Origin of the sequence: Streptomyces stelliscabiei, from assembly GCF_014873495.1 — a bacterium.
Classification (GTDB): domain Bacteria; phylum Actinomycetota; class Actinomycetes; order Streptomycetales; family Streptomycetaceae; genus Streptomyces; species Streptomyces bottropensis.
This window is the reverse complement of sequence record NZ_JADBGF010000001.1, coordinates 9,115,342-9,133,324: the sequence shown is the minus strand read 5'-3', so window position 1 is coordinate 9,133,324 and position 17,983 is coordinate 9,115,342. Positions and strand designations below refer to the sequence as shown.

Annotated in this window: 14 protein-coding genes; 5 read left to right on the top strand and 9 right to left on the bottom strand. The window is 71.9% G+C overall.

What is annotated here, in order from left to right:
- Positions 1 to 174: 174 nt before the first annotated feature.
- On the bottom strand, positions 175 to 2,271 hold the full coding sequence (locus H4687_RS39835; protein ID WP_192781775.1) for a SpoIIE family protein phosphatase: 2,097 nt from the start codon (positions 2,269 to 2,271) through the stop codon (positions 175 to 177).
- Positions 2,272 to 2,347: 76 nt separating this feature from the next.
- Here H4687_RS39835 and H4687_RS39830 point away from each other — a divergent pair, with 76 nt between their 5' ends.
- Together H4687_RS39830 and H4687_RS39825 are read left to right on the top strand one after the other, a co-directional pair.
- Positions 2,348 to 3,772, top strand: a complete 1,425-nt coding sequence (locus H4687_RS39830) for a lipase maturation factor family protein (RefSeq protein WP_046916029.1) — start codon at positions 2,348 to 2,350, stop codon at positions 3,770 to 3,772.
- A 145-nt stretch (positions 3,773 to 3,917) separates the two neighbouring features.
- Positions 3,918 to 5,273, top strand: a complete 1,356-nt coding sequence (locus H4687_RS39825) for an amidase (protein ID WP_046916028.1) — start codon at positions 3,918 to 3,920, stop codon at positions 5,271 to 5,273.
- Positions 5,274 to 5,337: 64 nt separating this feature from the next.
- On the opposite strand, the gene H4687_RS39820 is transcribed toward H4687_RS39825, so the two are convergent.
- Together H4687_RS39820 and H4687_RS39815 are read right to left on the bottom strand one after the other, a co-directional pair.
- A complete protein-coding gene (locus H4687_RS39820) occupies positions 5,338 to 5,820 on the bottom strand; it encodes a GNAT family N-acetyltransferase (protein ID WP_046916027.1) in 483 nt (160 codons plus the stop codon).
- Between the two features lie 51 nt (positions 5,821 to 5,871).
- Positions 5,872 to 6,042 (bottom strand): hypothetical protein, encoded by a 171-nt coding sequence (locus tag H4687_RS39815; protein ID WP_005484384.1) that lies wholly within the window; start codon positions 6,040 to 6,042, stop codon positions 5,872 to 5,874.
- A gap of 496 nt (positions 6,043 to 6,538) precedes the next feature.
- Here H4687_RS39815 and H4687_RS39810 point away from each other — a divergent pair, with 496 nt between their 5' ends.
- Entirely contained in the window at positions 6,539 to 7,087 is a 549-nt protein-coding gene (locus H4687_RS39810; RefSeq protein WP_046916026.1) for a hypothetical protein, read from the top strand.
- Here H4687_RS39810 and H4687_RS39805 read toward each other — a convergent pair.
- The 5 genes from H4687_RS39805 to H4687_RS39785 all read right to left on the bottom strand — a co-directional run bounded on the left by H4687_RS39805 (position 7,066) and on the right by H4687_RS39785 (position 13,655).
- Entirely contained in the window at positions 7,066 to 8,568 is a 1,503-nt protein-coding gene (locus tag H4687_RS39805) for an SDR family NAD(P)-dependent oxidoreductase (RefSeq protein ID WP_050398607.1), read from the bottom strand. The genes H4687_RS39810 and H4687_RS39805 overlap by 22 nt on opposite strands.
- Before the next feature lie 262 nt (positions 8,569 to 8,830).
- Complete coding sequence (locus tag H4687_RS39800; RefSeq protein ID WP_046920292.1) at positions 8,831 to 10,177, bottom strand: wax ester/triacylglycerol synthase family O-acyltransferase; 1,347 nt, start codon at positions 10,175 to 10,177, stop codon at positions 8,831 to 8,833.
- 215 nt (positions 10,178 to 10,392) lie between these two features.
- The gene (glgC, locus tag H4687_RS39795; RefSeq protein ID WP_046920291.1) at positions 10,393 to 11,613 is read right to left on the bottom strand and encodes a glucose-1-phosphate adenylyltransferase; all 1,221 of its coding nucleotides are present in this window, start codon (positions 11,611 to 11,613) and stop codon (positions 10,393 to 10,395) included.
- 50 nt (positions 11,614 to 11,663) lie between these two features.
- Positions 11,664 to 12,815, bottom strand: coding sequence for a glycogen synthase (gene glgA, locus H4687_RS39790; RefSeq protein WP_046920290.1), 1,152 nt, complete (start codon positions 12,813 to 12,815; stop codon positions 11,664 to 11,666).
- A gap of 96 nt (positions 12,816 to 12,911) precedes the next feature.
- Positions 12,912 to 13,655 (bottom strand): (2Fe-2S)-binding protein, encoded by a 744-nt coding sequence (locus H4687_RS39785; RefSeq protein WP_050398606.1) that lies wholly within the window; start codon positions 13,653 to 13,655, stop codon positions 12,912 to 12,914.
- 228 nt (positions 13,656 to 13,883) lie between these two features.
- Between H4687_RS39785 and H4687_RS39780 the strand changes: the two genes are divergently transcribed.
- Positions 13,884 to 15,002, top strand: coding sequence for a DMT family transporter (locus H4687_RS39780; protein WP_192781774.1), 1,119 nt, complete (start codon positions 13,884 to 13,886; stop codon positions 15,000 to 15,002).
- A gap of 55 nt (positions 15,003 to 15,057) precedes the next feature.
- On the opposite strand, the gene H4687_RS39775 is transcribed toward H4687_RS39780, so the two are convergent.
- Positions 15,058 to 16,173, bottom strand: coding sequence for a transglycosylase family protein (locus tag H4687_RS39775; RefSeq protein ID WP_046917808.1), 1,116 nt, complete (start codon positions 16,171 to 16,173; stop codon positions 15,058 to 15,060).
- Positions 16,174 to 16,509: 336 nt separating this feature from the next.
- Here H4687_RS39775 and gndA point away from each other — a divergent pair, with 336 nt between their 5' ends.
- On the top strand, positions 16,510 to 17,949 hold the full coding sequence (gene gndA / locus H4687_RS39770; protein ID WP_046917807.1) for an NADP-dependent phosphogluconate dehydrogenase: 1,440 nt from the start codon (positions 16,510 to 16,512) through the stop codon (positions 17,947 to 17,949).
- The last annotated feature ends 34 nt before the right edge of the window (positions 17,950 to 17,983 follow it).

Here is a 17,983-nt window from a genome sequence, read left to right as displayed (position 1 = left end):
GCGCCCCCGAAAAGCCAGGCCCCGCCGGGCCTGGGAAGCCACAGCCCCGCCGGCCCTGAAGGCGACGGGGACGCGAGGGGAAAAGCACGGGGCGCAGCCCCTGCTTCTCAGGGGCGCGGGGAACTGCGCGACCAGCCCCCACCGGACCCGCACCCGCCGACGCACCGCACCCCCCTAGGCACCCCCACCCCCACCCGGCAGCAGAAACTCGCACCACACGCACTTCCCCCCACCCCGCGCCTCCACCCCCCACACATCCGTCAGCCGGTCCACGAGCAGCAACCCCCGCCCCGACACCCCCGCCTCCCCCGCCTCCCGTCGCCGCGGCAACGCGCTGGAGGAGTCCTCCACCTCCACCCGCAACCGCCGGTCCGACCCCGCCAGCGCCCGCAGCGTCACGATCGCGGCCCCCTCCGTGTGCATGAGCGCGTTGGTGATCAGCTCGTCGGCGACGAGCTCGATCTCGTCGGCCCGCTCCCGCGCCCCCCACGTACGGACGGCCGCGCCGATCATGTGCCGCGCCTCCGTGAGCGCCTCCGGATCGCCGGGTCCCACGTGCTGCTGCAGCCGCCCGCCGGGCTGCTCGGCGCTGCGGCTGCGGCGGCGCAGCAGGAGCAGGGCCACGTCGTCGTCACCGCCCCGCTCCTCCGCCACGTCGATGAGCCGGTCGGCGAGATCGTCGACGTCCTCGGGCCCGGTGGCGATCAGCGCCCGTAGCGTCCGCATGCCGTCGTCGAGGTCGGCGCCCGGTTCCTCGATGAGGCCGTCGGTGCACAGCAGGAGCGTCTGTCCGGGGTCCAGCTCGACGGCGGTCACCGGATACTCCAGACTCCCGAACTCGGCGGACAGCCCGAGCGGCAGCCCTCCGTCCACGGTCACCCGGTGACAGCTGCCGTCGGTGTGCCGGATCAGGGGGTCGATGTGCCCGGCCCGGACCACCTGGACCACTCCGGTGGCCAGATCGGTCTCCGCGTACAGGCAGGTGGCGAAGCGGTCGGTGTCGAGTTCGTGGAGGAAGGCGGAGGCGCGGGCCATCACGGTGGCCGGGGTGTGGCCCTCGGTGGCGTAGGCCTTCAGGACGATGCGCAGCTGGCCCATGACGGCCGCCGCGTGCGTGTCGTGGCCCTGGACGTCGCCGATGACCGCGCCGACCCGCCCGCCGGGCAGCGGGATGAGGTCGTACCAGTCGCCGCCGATGTCCCGGCCGAGGGAGCCGCCGAAGGAAGCGGCCCGGTAGCGGACGGCGATGTCGGCGCCCGGGAAGCTGGGGATGGACCGGGGCAGCATGGCCTGCTGGAGGCCCTCGGCGAGATCCTTCTCCTGCTCGTAGAACATGGCCCGCTGCAGGCTCTGGGCGATGCTGCTGCCGAGCGCGATGAGGACGTCGCGCTCCTCGGAGCTGAAGCCCCGCCGGTCGTTGTAGAGCAGCCCCATCGCGCCGATGGGGCGGGCCTGCACGATCAGCGGCAGATAGGCGGCCGAGGTGATCTTGAGGTCCGTGATGTGCGGCCACAGCAACGGGTAGGATTCGGCGAACTCCTCCGGTGACTCGATGAAGTGCGGTACGAGCTGCCGTACGACCTCGTTCATCGGGTACTTCACGTCCAGGCGGGTGACGCGGGTGCCGGGCACGTAGCTGTCCTGGGGGCCGGCCGCGACCATCCGGATCCGTCCGGCCTCCACCAGGCCCATGACCAGGCTGGTCGCGCCCAGGTGGGTGAGGCCGTCGGTGTCCTCCAGGACGTCGATCACGTCCTGGACGGTCCGGGCGTGGGCCAGGGCGGCGGTGATGATCTGGACGACGTTGGGCTGTCTGCGGCGGGCCTCGTCGTGCGCGGCCCGCTCGGTACGGGAGCGGATCTCGCGCAGTTCCCGGGTGGCGTCGCGGACGATGCCGATGACCCGGTACGGCCGGCCCGTCGCGTCGCGCCGGATGTAGCCCTGGGTGTGGGTCCAGCGCATGGTGCCGTCACGCAGCCTGAGGCGGAAGTAGGCGCCGTAGTTCTCGCTGCCGTCCTTGAGCGCCTGGGAGACGAGGGTGTCGAGTCTGCGGCCCTCCATCGGGGGCACCCGCAGCGACAGGGTCTCGGGGTTGCCGTCGTATTCGTCCGGGCGCACGTCGAAGATCTCGTGGGCGGTGGCGTCCATGTGGAACGCACCGGCGTCGAGGTCCCAGTCGAAGGTGCCCATGAGGTTGAGCGCCAGGACCGGGTCCGGGTGGGCGAGCCAGTCGTCCGGGACGTCAGAAGCGCTCGCTCCCCGATCAACCATGGGGCCACTTTGACAGTATTTTCCCGATTATTCGAGTGGAGAGAGCATCGTCGACGCGCTCACTATCGTCAGTGGTGTGGACTGGTTCACCGCGCCCGACCTCTGGCTGAGCAGACTGCTCTTCCAGCGTTCGCTGGCCGCCGTCTATCTGGTCGCGTTCCTGGGTGCGGCCCTGCAGTTCCGCGCGCTGATCGGGGAGCGCGGGATGCTGCCGGTGCCCCGCTTCGTCGAGCGGGTGCCGTTCCGGCGGGCGCCGAGCGTGTTCCACCGCCACTATTCGGACCGCTTCTTCGCGGTGTGGGCCTGGGCGGGCTGCGTGGTCTCGGCGGCGCTCGTGGCGGGGCTGGACGCGCTGCTGCCCCTCTGGGCGGCCATGCTGCTGTGGTCCGTGCCGTGGGCGATGTACCTGTCGATCGTGAACGTCGGCCAGACCTGGTACGCGTTCGGCTGGGAGTCCCTGCTCCTGGAGACCGGCTTCCTGGCCGTCCTCCTCGGCAACGACGAGGTGGCGCCCCCGGTGGTGGTGCTGTTCCTGCTGCGCTGGGTGCTGTTCCGGGTCGAGTTCGGCGCCGGACTGATCAAGATGCGCGGCGACGCGTGCTGGCGCAAGCTGACCTGCCTCGACCACCACCACGAGACCCAGCCGATGCCCGGCCCGCTCAGCTGGTTCTTCCACCACCTGCCGAAGCCGTTCCACCGGGTCGAGGTGGCCGCCAACCACGTCACCCAGCTCGTGGTGCCGTTCCTGCTGTTCACCCCGCAGCCGATCGCGACGGCCGCGGCCTCGTTGATGATCCTGACCCAGCTGTGGCTGGTGCTGTCGGGCAACTTCTCCTGGCTGAACTGGATCACGATCGTGCTGGCCCTGTCCGCGGTCGACTTCGGCAGCCCCGCGCCGGACACCCCCGGCACGCCCCACTGGTACACGGTCCTCGTGCTCGCCGTCGCCGCCCTGCTCCTCGGGCTCAGCTACCACCCCGTCCGCAACATGATCTCCCGCCGTCAGGTCATGAACCGCTCCTTCGACCCGTTGCACCTGGTCAACACCTACGGGGCGTTCGGAAGCGTCAGCCGGGTGCGGTACGAGGTGGTGGTCGAGGGCACGGCGGACGACGTGCCGCGCGAGGACTCCGAGTGGCGGGAGTACGAGTTCCGGGGCAAGCCGGGCGATCCGCGACGCTGGCCGCGCCAGTTCGCCCCCTACCATCTGCGGCTCGACTGGCTGATGTGGTTCGCCGCGCTCTCCCCCGCGTACGCCGGCTCCTGGTTCGGCGCGCTGATGGAGCGGCTCCTGGAGAACGACCGCGACACCCTGCGGCTGCTGCGCCGCTCCCCGTTCCCCGCCGACGCCCCGCCCCGGTTCGTCCGTGCCCGCCTCTTCCGCTACCGCTACACGACCTGGCGGGAACTGCGGGAGACCGGCGCGTGCTGGGAGCGGACGTACGTGCGGGAGTTCATGCCGCCGACGCGGCTGGCCGGACCGCCCGCGCGGACGCCGTAGCGGGCCACGCACGGACTTCTTCGCGGCGGACCCTCGACGCGGGGCCGCGCCGCAGGGCACAGTGCTCCCGTACCCGGCCCCTACTCACGGGTACGCATCTGCGTCGCGTACGACACCGACGCACCCGACACCGCAGGGAGCGCCCGTGACCAGCTGGGCCGGCCGGACCGCCGCCGAGATAGCCGCCGCCGTACGGGACAAGCGCGTCACGCCGCGCCAGGTGGTGGCGGATCACCTGGCGCGGATCGAGGCGCTGGACGGACGGGTCGGGGCGTTCCGCACGGTCCGGGCGGAGGCGGCGCCGGCCGAGGCGGACGAGGTGGCCGGCCGGGCCGATCTTGCCGAACTGCCGCTGGCGGGCGTGCCAGTGGCGATCAAGGACAACCTCGCCGTGCGGGGCGAGTCCACCCGGAACGGGTCCGACGCGACCCCGCGGACGCCGGCCGCGGACGACCATGTGACCGTGGCCCGGCTGCGGGCGGCGGGCGCGGTGGTCGTGGGGCTCACCAACGTGCCCGAGCTGTGTGTCTTCGGGACCACGGACGGCGTGCACGGCACCGCCCGCAACCCCTGGGACATCTCGCGCACGGCGGGCGGCTCGTCGGGGGGCAGCGCGGCGGCCGTCGCCGCCGGGCTGGTACCGCTGGCCCTCGGCAACGACGGGATGGGCTCGCTGCGGATACCGGCGGCCAACTGCGGTCTGCTCGGCCTCAAGCCGGGCTTCGGCGTCGTCCCGGCGGACATCGGGCACGGCGACTGGTTCGGCATGTCGGAGAACGGCCCGCTGGCGACGACCGTCGAGGACATCCGGCTGATGTTCCGGATACTCGCGGGGACCGACACCGGCCCGATCTCCGCCACCGCCGCGCCCGTGCCCGTGCCGAGCATCGCCCTGTCCGTGCGCAGCCCCCTGGTCGGCGTGGGCGTCACCCGCCCGTACGCCGACGCCGCGCGCCGGGCGGCCGAACTGCTGGCCGGGTCCGGGCTGACGGTCCGGCCGTCCGATCCGCCGTATCCCCTCTGGCTGGGCACGACCTCCCTGGCGCACTGGACGGCGGGCACGGCGGTGGATGCCGAGGGGCTGGATCCGAAGCTGCTCACCCGGCGCACGCGGGTGCACGCGGCCGTGGGACGCCGCTTCGTGAAGGGGGTGCGCGCGGGCGACCGCCGGGAGCTGCTGCGTCGGCGGCTGGAGCCGTTCTTCGCCGAGCACGACGTGCTGCTCACCCCGGCGCTCGCCCGGCGCGGGCCCGCCGCCGCGAACTGGCACGAGCGGGGATGGCTGCGCAATCTGCTGGTGAACACGAACTACTCGCCCCTGACACCGCCGTGGAACCTCACGGGCTGGCCGGCGATGTCCGTGCCGTTCGGCACGCTGCCGTCGGGCGCGCCCTGCGCGGTGCAGCTGGTGGGCCGACCGGGCTCGGAGCCCGAACTCCTGGCGGTGGCGGGCCGGTTGGAGGAGCTGAACCCGTGGCGGCGGACGGCGCCGCTCGACTGACCGTGTCGCGGTGGCCCTGTCACGGCGGCTCGCGGCGCGGCGGTCTGCGGCGCGGCGCCTCGCGTCAGAGCGCCTTGTACATGATGTGCAGCCCCACCCGGCCGTCCTTCGGGTGCTCGAACGCGTCCGGCACGGTGCCGAGGACGGTGAAGCCGAGCGAGGTCCAGAGCCGTACGGCGGGGTTGGTCTCGACCACGGCGTTGAACACCATGCCCCGGAAACCCTGGGCTCCGGCCTCGGCGAGGACGTGTACGGCGAGGGCACGGCCGATGCCGCGGCCCCCGTGGTCGGGGTCGACCATGAAGCCCGCGTTGGCGACGCGGGCGGCGGGACCGCCGTAGTTGGGGGTGAGGAAGGCGGAGCCGATCAGCGCCCCGGTCTCGTCCTGGACGACGTACACGCGCTTGGCGGGGGCCATCCACAGAGCGCGGGCGGCCTCCTCGGAGGTGTCCGGGTCCCAGGTGTAGGTGTCCCCGGCGGCGACGACGCGGTGCCAGAACGGCCAGATGCCGGGCCAGTCGTCGGCGGTGGCTTCTCTGATCTGCATGGGCGCGAGTCTGGCACGCCCATGCAGACGGCGATCACACGATCCTGCCGGTCAGTCCACGCTGGGCAGGATGTGGGGCTCGGCGAGGTCGTCCTCGTAGCCCGCCAGTCGGATCGGGGCGGACCTGGCCCACACGTCCAGGCTGCCGAGTTCCTTCTTCGACCGGCCGCCCTCGGTGCGTTCCTTGGGGCGTTGATCGCCATTCGTCTTCTCTGGTGTCACCGCGCACTCCTTATGTGTCGGGTCACCCTCGGGACGTCGGCCCAGCTTGCCGCTGCGCGTCTGGCGTCCGCTCGGGTCTGAGTCGATGTCAGTTCGGACGCGGTGGCGCCGGATCGTCTGGGTGTGAGAGCAGGCCGTGGTGACCGGCTTGTCCCGGGACGGACCGTGGGTGTGGGTGGGACCCAAATCAGGCTGTCCGTCCGGTACAGAGTAACCAAATGAGCGGGCGGCCGCTCTATGGGGCTGAAAACAAGAGGTAACTGTCTTGAGTCGTTCAGCGCCCAGCACGCCCTACCCTAGGGCAATTTGACCCATTTGGTGGGTTTTCTCATCACCCGTTCGGCTCAGCACTCGCACCCCGCACCGGCCCGACGACCCATCGGATCACCGGCCTCGGCGCGTAGTTCAGGTCCTGTTGGCCGCATCGCAAGCCGACCATGATCTGCTCATGTGCGGCAACGGCTTTTCTCACGGGCGGACTCGGGAGGACCGGCGGATGGAACTGCGCGGCGTGGACGAGCTGATGGATCTGCTGCACGCCCGCCGGGACGGCGGCCGGGCACCGGACCACCGCCGGGACGGACCGGACCGCCCTCCGGGCAGCCCCGCGGACCCGCACGCACACGCGCTGCGGACCGCCGCGCTGCTGCGCCGCGGCCGGCCCGCCGACAAGGAACTCCAGGTGGCCGGCCTGGTGCACACCCTGGGGCAGTTGCTCCGACCGGGTGACGACACCGGCCACGCGGACCTGGCCGCCGGCACGGTCCGGCCGCTGCTCGGCGACCGGGTCGCCCAGCTCGTACGCCTGCACGTCCTCGGCCCCGATCACCTCGTACGACTGCATGCGGGCGGCTGGGTGGACGCGGGTCTCGTCGAGGACGTGCTGACGCTACGCCAGGCGGGTGAGGCGGGGCGGTCGGCCGGGGTGGACGCCGGGGTGCTGGAGGACTGGCGCACCGTGCTGGAACTGGTGGCCGGCCGGGCGGCCCGGACGGAGCGGGCCGGCCGGGTCGGGGCCTCGTCTCACCACTTGCCGGGCGCGTAGTCCTTCAGGAAGACGCCGTACACGTCCTCGCCCTGCTCGCCGAGCACGACGGGGTCGTAGACGCGGGCCGCGCCGTCGACGAGGTCGAGGGGGGCGTGGAAGCCCTCGTCGGCGAGGCGCAGCTTGTCGAAGTGCGGGCGTTCGTCGGTGATCCAGCCGGTGTCGACCGAGGTCATCAGGATGCCGTCGGTCTGGAACATCTCCTGGGCGCTGGTCCGCGTGACCATGTTCATCGCGGCCTTGGCGGCGTTCGTGTTCGGGTGGCCCGCGCCCTTGTAGCCGCGGCCGAAGACACCCTCCATCGCGGAGACGTTCACGACGTACGCCCGTCCGCTGGCCGCCTTCCTCGCGGCCTCGGCCATGGCCGGGCGGAGCTTGCTGATCAGGATGAAGGGCGCCGTGTAGTTGCACAGCTGGGTCTCCAGCAGTTCCACCGGGGAGATCTGCTCGATGGTCTGCACCCAGGTGTTGCTGTCGACCACGTCCGGGACGAGGCCGCCCGCGTCGATGGCGGTGCCGTCGAGGTGCCGGGCGACGCTGGCGTTGCCGGCGACCAGGGCGAGGTCGGCGACCTGCTGCGCGTCGAGGCCGCTGACGCCCGCGGGGAGTGCGGTCATCCCGGTCAGGCCGTCCACGGCGCCGGAGTTGAAGGCGCCGATGACGTGGTGCGGGGGGAGTTCACCGGCGGGCAGCGGGGCGCTCTCCCCCTCGACCAGGGCCGCGTAGGCGGAGGGCAGCCGGCGTACGGTCTGGGTCGCGTTGTTGATGAGGATGTCCAGCGGGCCCGCCGCGGCGACCTGGTCGGCGAGGGCCACGGCCTGGGCCGGGTCGCGCAGGTCGATGCCGACGACCTCCAGGCGGTGCATCCAGTCCGCCGAGTCGTCCATGGCGGTGAAGCGGCGGATGGCGTCCTTGGGGAAGCGCGTGGTGATCGTCGTGTGCGCGCCGTCGCGCAGCAGCCGCAGGGCGATGTACATGCCGATCTTGGCGCGGCCGCCGGTGAGCAGGGCGCGCTTGCCGGTGAGGTCGGCGCGGGCGTCGCGCTTGCCGCGGTTGAGGCGGGCGCAGTCGGCGCAGAGCTGGTGGTAGAAGTAGTCGACCTCGACGTAGCGGGTCTTGCAGGTGTAGCAGGAGCGGGGGCGCTGGAGTATCCCCGCGATCTTCCCCTCCTCGGTCACGGACGACGGCAGGATGCCCTCGGTCTCGTCGTCGATCCGCTGGGCGGAGCCGGTGGCCGTGGACTCGGTGACCGCCTTGTCGTGGGCGGTCTTGGCGGCGCGGCGCTCCTGGCGGCGGCGCTGCTTGACCATGCGGTAGACACCGGCCGTGGCCCGGCGCACCGCGATCGCGTCGGGGTGGTCGACCTCCAGCTTGTCCAGCTCCTCCAGCACCCCGAGGCACACGGCGAGCCGCTCCGGGTCGATGCCCGGGCCGTACGCGACCTCGTCCGTGGTCGCCGGGCCGTCCTCTGTCACCGTCATCGCGCTGCCGCTTCCCTGATCACCCGCGGCTCGCCCACCGCGTCCGCCACCGAACGCGGAATTCTACGTAGCGCGGCCCCCGCTCACCAAAAACCGGTCCCTCGCCCCCGCCGCCCCTTCCCGTCCCGTCGCCAGGGGCTGTGCCCCTTCGACCCCCGTTCGAGACTCGGGGCTCCGCCCCGGACCCCGTTCGCGCAGTTCCCCGCGCCCCTTTTCAGGGGCGCGGGGAACTGCGCGAAAAGCCCCACCGGACACGCAGGTGTCACGGTTCACACGCCGCCAGGAGGTCCTCCACCTCCCGGGTGACCGCCCGGGAGAGCCGCTCCAGGTCCGGGACGGCCTCCGCGTCGGCGACGAGGCCGTAGTGGACGCTCCCTCGATACGTCGAGACGGCGACGGCCAGGGACTGGCCGTGGGCGAGCGGGGCCAGGGGATAGATCTCGGCGAGGGGGCAGCCGCCGAGGCGGAGCCCGAGGCTGGGCAGCGGCACGCTGGTGACGAGGATGTCGAACCACAGGCGGGCCGCCTGGCTGACCAGCGGCCCGCCGAGCCGGTGGCCGAGCGGCAGCACGTGATCCGCGAGGAGCGCCACCGCGCCGGCGCCCCGGTTGGGCCCCGCGTCCTTGTTGCGGTCCATCGCCGTGCGCACCGTACGCAGCCGCCCGAGCGGGTCCGGGTCGTCCACGGGCAGTTTCATCAGATACCCGGAGAGCCGGTTGCCCTGCGGGTGCGCCGTGCGGGGACGGCGCCTGGAGACGGGGATCAGGGCCCGGGGCGCGACCCCGTCGCTGCCGTCCCCGCGCTCGTCCAGCCACCGCCGCAGCGCCCCCGCCACCACGGCGATGAGGACGTCGTTGACGGTGCCGCCGACGGTCTTGCGGATCCGGTGCACGTCGTCGAGGTCCACGAGCACCCCGGCGGTACGGCGGGTGCCGCTGGCGTCGGAGGTCAGCGCGGCGGAGGAGCGGGCGCCGAGGGTCGCGTCGAGCGTGGTGCGGGCGACGGACGCACCGATGTCCAGGGCGCGCCCGAGGTCGGAGAAGGTGCCCCGGACCAGGTCGGGCAGCTTGCGCACCTCGTCGAGGAGGCCGCGCGGCGGCTCCGCGGGGCGCGGCCGGGGCGCGGGCATCTCGATGGGGTCCATGACGGCGGCGGCGAGCGTCAGCGCCCGCAGTCCGTCGGCCAGGGCGTGGTGGAACTTGAACAGCACGGCGAAGGAGGTGCCGTCCGCCCCCGGCAGCACATGAGCCTCCCAGGGCGGCCGGCCGCGCTCCAGCGGACGCTCCATCAGCCGCCCGGCCACCTCGTGGAAGTCGGGGGTCGGCTCGTGCAGCCGTACGTGGTCGAAGGGCTCGAAGTCGGTGACGGGCTCCCGGGTCGCGCCGCCGAACGCCAGCGGCAGCCGGACGTCCGGGACCCACACGTCCCGGATCCGCATCCGCAGTCCCGGCACGGCGGCGGCCCGCGTGGCGAGCAGTTCGGCGGCGTGGGCTCCCGCGGTGGGCGAGTCGGCCGTGAAGACGCCGAGGGCGGCCAGGTGCATGGGGTGTTCGGCGGACTCGATGTTCCAGAACGCCAGGTCGAGTGGGGCGAGCAGGTCGGAAGTCAATGGCTTGCCTCGCGTCGACGACGGGTGAGTAGGCAGTCAATCGCTGTTGGCCGATTACGGTCAAGTACGATCAAGCTACGCACAGTTAACAACAGATTACGTCCCACCTCCTGGCGAAGGTGGGACGCATGGGACATCTGTGTTCACCGGGATCACCCTGACGGACCAAGGACCCGGACGAGCGCCGGGAGCCGAGGCCGGGCCGGAGGCGCGGGCTAAGGGACCTGCTGACCCTTCCCCAGCGCGATCACTCCGCCCCGGGAGACCGTGTACAGCTCGGCGTCCCGCTCGGGGTTGACGCCGATGGTCGCACCCGGGGGCACCTGGACGTTCTTGTCGAGCACGGCACCCCGGACGACCGCGCCCCGCCCGATGTGGACGTTGTCGTGCAGGACCGAGCCCTGGACGACCGCGCCCGGGTCCACCACGACCCCCGGAGAGAGGACCGATCTGGTGACCTGACCGCGGATCAGGCAGCCCGCGCTGATGATCGACTCGCTGGCCATCCCGCCCGCGTTGAACCGGGCCGGGGAGAGCTGGCCGGAGCTGGTGTAGATGGGCCAGCTGCGGTTGAAGAGATTGAAGGCGGGCCGCTCGGCGATCAGGTCCATATGGGCGTCGTAGTAGGCGTCGAGCGTGCCGACGTCCCGCCAGTAGCCCTGGTCGCGGGTGGTCTCGCCGGGCACGTGGTTGGCGCTGAAGTCGTACAGCTGCGCCTCGCCCCGGTCGGTGAGCTGGGGCAGGATCGAGCCACCCATGTCGTGGATGGAGTCCTCGTCCTCGGCGTCCCGCTGGAGCGCCTCCACCAGGGCCTTGGTGGTGAAGATGTAGTTGCCCATCGAGGCGAACACGCATTCGGGGTCGTCGGCCAGGCCCGGCGGGTCGGACGGCTTCTCCAGGAAGCGTTCGACGATCCGGCCGTCGGAGCCGGGCGTGATCACACCGAAGGACGACGACTCCGTGCGCGGCACGCGGATGCCGGCCACCGTCACACCGGCGCCGCCCTCGATGTGCTGTGCCAGCATCTGGCGCGGGTCCATGCGGTAGACGTGGTCGGCGCCGAACACCGCCACGTACTCGGGCTGCTCGTCGTGGACCAGGTTCAGGGACTGCAGCAGTGCGTCCGCGCTGCCCAGGTACCAGCGCGGGCCCAGCCGCTGCTGCGCCGGGACCGGGGTGACGTAGTTGCCCAGCAGGCTCGACATCCGCCAGGTCGTGGTGATGTGCCGGTCCAGCGAATGCGATTTGTACTGCGTCAGCACGCAGATGCGCAGGATGTCCGCGTTGACGAGATTGGAAAGGACGAAATCCACCAGGCGGTACGTGCCGCCGAAAGTCACCGCCGGTTTCGCACGGTCGGCCGTCAAGGGCATCAGCCTCTTGCCCTCTCCGCCCGCCAGTACGATCCCCAGCACCGAAGGTCCACCGCGCCGCATCCCGCCGCCCCTCTACACCCACCCGGTTGTGCCGAACCCTGTTCCCTGAACTACGCCTGCTTGAGGACTTCCTCGTAAAGCTGCACCGTACGCCGCGCGACCGCGTCCCAGCCGAACTCCCGCACCGCGCGTTCCCTGCCGGCCTCACCCATCCGGGCGGCCGTCGCGGGGTCGGCGAGCACCTCGTCGAGGGCGCGGGCCAGCCGCCCCTCGAAGTCGTCGTCGTTCGGCACGAGGAGACCCGTGACGCCGTTCTCGACGACCTCCGGTATGCCGCCGACCCGTGAGGCGACGACGGCCGTTCCACAGGCCATGGCCTCCAGGTTGACGATGCCGAGGGGCTCGTACACCGACGGGCAGACGAAGACGGCGGCGTGCGTGAGGAGCTGGATCACATCCGGGCGCGGCAGCATCTGCGGGATCCAGAACAGGCCCTCGCGCACTCGGCCGAGCTCCTCGAAGAGGTCGCGGAACTCCTGGTCGATCTCCGGGGTGTCGGGCGCGCCCGCGCAGAGCACGACCTGCGCGGCCGGGTCGATGTCCCGGACGGCCCGCAGCAGGTGGGGCACGCCCTTCTGCCGCGTGATGCGACCGACGAACAGGACGTAGGGGCGGCCCGGGTCGATGCCGATCCGGTCGAGGACGTCCGTGCCGTGGTCCGGGGTGTAGAGGGAGGTGTCGATGCCGTTGTGCACGACGTGCAGCCTCGCCGGGTCCAGGGCGGGATAGCAGCCGAGGATGTCGTCGCGCATGGCGCCGGAGACGGCGATCACCGCGTCGGCGGACTCCACGGCGGTGCGTTCGGCCCAGCCGGACAGGGCGTAGCCGCCGCCCAGCTGCTCGGCTTTCCAGGGGCGCAGCGGCTCCAGCGAGTGGGCGGTCATCACGTGCGGGATGCCGTGCAGCAGCTTGCCGAAGTGGCCGGCGAGGTTGGCGTACCACGTGTGCGAGTGGACCAGTTCGCGGCCTTCGAGGCCCGCGGCGATGGAGAGGTCCACGGAGAAGGTGCGCAGCGCGTCGTTGGCCCCGTCGAGCGCGGACCAGGGCCGGTGGCGTACGACACCGCCGCCCGCCCCCTCGCCCCAGCAGTGCACGTCCAGGTCGACGAGGGACCGCAACTCGTGGGCGAGGAACTCGACGTGGACTCCCGCGCCCCCGTAGACGTCGGGCGGATACTCCCGGGTCAGCAGGCCGACTCGCACCCGGAACCCCCTGTCTCTGCGGCTGGTTCCCACATGGTCACCCAGAAGGGTGAGTTGGGGAAGACCACGATTGTCGCGCGGCCGCGTTCGCGGGGTTCAGGTGCGGCGGGGACCGCCGAGGGGGCGGGGGCCGGGGGGCCGGTCGAAGCAGCAGTCGCCGCACAGGCCGCCGCCGGGCAGGCGGTAGTAGAGACAGCAGCTGCGGCGGCGGGACGTCACCGCGTCGAGGGTGCCCGCCAGGGTGGGGTGGGCGAACAGCCCGGCGGCGAGGGCACGGGCCCGGTCCGCCACTTCCCTGCGGCCGTTGGCGGCGGCCCAATGGTCGATCTGGCGCACCGCCCCCATGAGCGCGGAGGCCGCGTTTCCCCACAACAGGCGTTCAGATATGGGAAGTTGAGCCCCCAGGGCCGCCGCCAGCGGCACGAGGTGACCGTCCCGTACGACCTCGCCGATCCGCTCGGCGGGAAGAGCGCGCACCTCGGTCAGCCACAGCTCGTCCGGGGCGCTCGCGTCCGCGTCCCAGTGCAGGAGGCGCGGGTCGAGGTCGGGAAGCGTGCCGTACACGGCGGCCGCGCCGAGGGCCACCGACCACAGTCGGGCGGCGAGGCCGAGGTGGGCGAGGGAGGCGGCCACGCGCGGTTCGGGGGCCCGCACACTTCGCGCGACCTTGCGGACACGGAAAATTACCGGATTCTCGTAAACCTCCCTTTTCACATCGGCATCCCGTGCCGCGTAGGCCCGCGCGAGCGTGGGCAGCGGCCCGCGCGGCGGTCGGCCCGTGTGTAGTACGAAGAAGCCGCCGAGGGCCGAGAGGGCGTTGAGGCCGGGGTCGTGGTCCACGAGGACGAGTAGTACCAGGCATCGCCGAGGCGCCCACCTGGGGGCTTGCACCGCGTGTCGCCCCTCCTGGGGATGAGGTGGCGCCCGTCGTACTCCATCGGCAGTAGGACGCATTGAGTGCTCTGGTACGACGACGTGAACGGTTTCACGAGGCATCGTGGTCACCATGAAAGCCGAGCGTTCACCGCGCCGGGCCCGGAGCCCCCGCGCCGCGTCGAGGAGCACCTCATGAATGCCCTCGCGTTGTCCGTGCTGTTGTCGTTCGTCTCCGCCGTGGCGTACGCGGGCGGGGCGATCGTGCAGGAACGTGTCGCGGTGTCCTCCCCCGGCCGGTCCTACGCACCGCTGCGCCGGCCCGTCTGGTGGGCGGCCGTCGGGCTGAACGGCCTCGGCGGGCTGCTGCACGTGGTGGCCCTGGCCTACGGCCCGCTGAGCCTGGTACAGCCGCTGGGCGCGCTGACCATCGTCTTCGCCCTGCCCATGGCGGCGCTGTTCGTGGGACGCAGGGCCGGAGCGACGGCCTGGCGTGGCGCGATCATGGCGACGGTGGGTCTCGCGGGCCTGCTCTCCCTGGTCGGCGCGGCCGACGCGCAGTCGCTCGACACGGCCCAGCGGGTGCTGGTGGCCGTGGTCAGCGGTGGCGCGGTGGCGGCGCTGATGGTGGCGGGCCACGCCGCACACCGGCACCCGGCGGTGCGCAGCATCCTGCTGGCGGTCGCCTCCGGTGTCGCGTTCGGTATGTCCTCGGTCTTCACCAAGACGGTCGCCGTCGACTGGACGGACGGCGTCGCGCTCTCGGACCTGCCGACCCTCGCGGTCATAGGCGTCTTCGCGACGGCCGGTCTGCTGCTCTCCCAGGCCGCCTACCGGGGCGGCGGCCTCGCGGCCCCGCTCGCCACGCTCACGGTGGTGAACCCGGTGGTGGCGGCCGCGGTCGGCATCACGATGTTCGGCGAGACGTTCCGCTACGGCACCACGGGCACTCTGCTCGCACTGGGCTGCGGTGTGGTCGCGGCGGGCGGTCTGATCCTGCTGACCACCGAGCGCCTCGCCGAAGAGGCCGGGGCGGAGCGCACGGACGAGGAGGTCACGGTCACGACCGCCGACCGGGAGTCCCTGGCCCTGGAGGAGCTGCTCGCGGGGCTGCCGCGGCGGACCGCGGAGGTCCCGGACGCCGACTACGCGATCGGGCTGGACAAGCGCGTGGTCGTACCCGCCCCGTTCCTCGGCAGGAGTGCGGCCGACGAGAACGACACGCCGCCCGGGCTGCTGCTGCAGCCGTTCCACGGCGAGCTGTACGTGCCCCGAGCGCTCCTCGACCGGCATCGCGACCGCGTGAGAACCTGAGCGGGAGGCCCGGACCGGGCCTCCCGCGCCATGTCGGACCTTGCCCGCGCCGCGTCTAGATCCGGACCCCTCGCGCCCGCAGGTACGCGAGGGGATCGATGTCGCTGCCGAAGCCGGGTCCCGTGCGCACCTCGAAGTGCAGATGCGGGCCCGAGCTGTTGCCGGTGGAGCCGGAGCGGCCGATGCGCTGGCCGGCGCTCACGCTCTGGCCGGATTTCACGGAGATCGCCGACAGGTGGGCGTACTGCGTGTAGCGGCCGTCGGCGTGCCGGATGACCACCTGGTAGCCGAAGGACCCGCCCCAGCCCGAGGTGACGACCTGCCCGGCGGCCACGGACTTCACCGAGCTGCCGGTCGCGACGGGGAAGTCGACGCCCGTGTGGTACCCCTTCGACCAGGAGGAACCCGAGGCGCGGTAGGGCGTACCGAGGGAGGCGCTGACCGGCGCGACGACGGAACCGGACTGCTGCCGATTCTCGGACGTCTGCTGCTTGTCGGCCTTCTGCTCCTTGTGGGCCTTCTTCTGTTCTTTCTTCTGCTCCTTGTGCTGATCCTTCTGCTGCTCTTTGCGCTGTTCCTTCTGCCGGCCGGCCGTGTTCAGGCTCAGGCGCTGGCCGGGGATGATCACGTCCGGGTCGGAGCCGATGGTCCTGCGGTTGGCCTCGTAGAGCTTGCGCCAGCCGCCGCGCACGTCCTGGGTGTCGGCGATCTGGGAGAGGGTGTCGCCCCGGACGACCGTGTATCTCTCGACCCTGCCCGCCTGCGACTGGGGCGTGGTCTGGGGTTTCACGTCGCCGATCGTGAGGCCGGCGCGGCCCGAGCACACCGGCCAGGCGTCCGGGCCCTGCCCGTCGAGGACCTTCTCGGCGATCGCGATCTGCTGTTCCTTGGTGGCCAGGTCCGCGCGGGCGGCGTAGGCCGTGCCCCCGAAGGCCTCCCAGGTGGACTGGCTGAACTGGAGTCCGCCGTAGTACCCGTTCCCGCTGTTGATGTTCCAGTCGTTGGTGGACTCGCAGGCCGCCACCTTGTCCCAGGTCTCGACATCGGCCGCTTCCGCGACCCCGGTGCCGATCAGCGGGAGCGCCATCCCCGCGCCGCCCGCCGTGACGGTGAGTGAGGCGCGGTTGATTCTGTTCGGCTGGTACCGGCGGTGCCGACCGCTTGCGGCCATGGAGAAGCCCCCCTCGCATATGCCATGAGCCGCAAAAGTAAGCGTGACGAACCGGCCAGGACAAGACGAAAATTCAGCCGCTCTGGTCCCGCGTGTGGCGGGTAAGCGACCTGCTCCGGCGCGTAAGTGCCCTCGTCCGGCGCACGAGTGAGCAGGGACGGCGCGCAAACCACCGGGTTGCGCGCCCCATTGAGGCAGGTAGGGCCCTTCCTGCGTACTCAAGCCCGGCAGACCGCGCAGTGCGGACGGGGCCGGTGCACGTCAGGATGGCCGGAAGGACAATACTGGCGTGCAGGAACGGCACCACCGATATCAGGATCCATAGGAGCCAACCGTATGAGCACTTCAGCCCAGATCGGCGTCACCGGCCTCGCGGTCATGGGGAGCAACCTCGCGCGCAACTTCGCCCGCAACGGCTACACGGTCGCCGTCCACAACCGCTCCGCGGCGAAGACCCACGCGCTGATCGAGGAGCACGGGCACGAGGGCGACTTCATCGCGGCCGAGACCGCCAAGGACTTCGTGCAGGCGCTGGAGCGCCCCCGGCGTCTGGTGGTCATGGTGAAGGCGGGCGGGCCCACGGACGCGGTGATCGAGGAGTTCGCGCCGCTGCTGGAGCCCGGCGACATGATCATCGACGGTGGAAACGCGCACTTCGCCGACACCCGCCGCCGTGAGGCCGCGCTGCGCGAGCAGGGCATCCACTTCGTCGGCGCCGGTATCTCCGGCGGTGAGGAGGGCGCGCTCAACGGCCCGAGCATCATGCCGGGCGGCCCGGTCGAGTCCTACGACTCCCTCGGCCCGATGCTGGAGAAGATCTCCGCGAAGGCCGCCGACGGCGCGCCGTGCGTCACACACGTGGGGCCGGACGGCGCCGGGCACTTCGTGAAGATGGTCCACAACGGCATCGAGTACGCCGACATGCAGCTGATCGGCGAGGCCTACCAGCTGCTGCGCGATGTGGCCGGATACAGCCCCGCGCAGATCGCGGAGATCTTCCGCACCTGGAACACCGGCCGGCTCGACTCGTACCTGATCGAGATCACCGCCGAGGTGCTGGCCCACGTGGACGCGGACACCGGCAAGCCGTTCGTGGACGTGGTCGTCGACCAGGCGGAGCAGAAGGGCACCGGCCGCTGGACCGTCCAGATCGCGCTGGACCTGGGCGTCCCGGTCTCCGGCATCGCCGAGGCCGTCTTCGCGCGCTCGCTGTCGGGCCACGCCGCGCTGCGCGACGCCTCCCGCTCGCTGGCCGGCCCCAAGGCCACCCCGCTGAGCGCGGCCGAGGCGGGTGCCTTCGCCGACCGGGTCGAGCAGGCGCTGTACGCCTCCAAGATCGTGTCGTACACCCAGGGCTTCCACGAGATCGACGCGGCCCGCGACGAGTACGACTGGAACATCGACCTCGGCAAGGTGGCGTCGATCTGGCGGGGCGGCTGCATCATCCGCGCCGCGTTCCTGGACCGCATCCGGGCCGCGTACGACGCCCGTCCCGACCTGCCGAGCCTGCTCTCCGACGAGGCGTTCGCCCAGGAGATCGCGGCGGCGCAGGACGACTGGCGCGAGGTGCTGGTGGCGGCCACGCGTCAGGGTGTGCCGACGCCGGGGTTCGCGGCGGCGCTGGCGTACTACGACGCGCTGCGCGCCGAGCGGCTGCCCGCGGCGCTGACTCAGGGGCAGCGGGACTACTTCGGTGCGCACACGTACCGGCGGGTGGACCGGGAGGGTTCGTTCCACACGCTGTGGGGGCAGGGCCGGTCCGAGGTCGAGGCGTAGAACGGCTGACGGGGTCTGAGGGGACCTGAGGTTC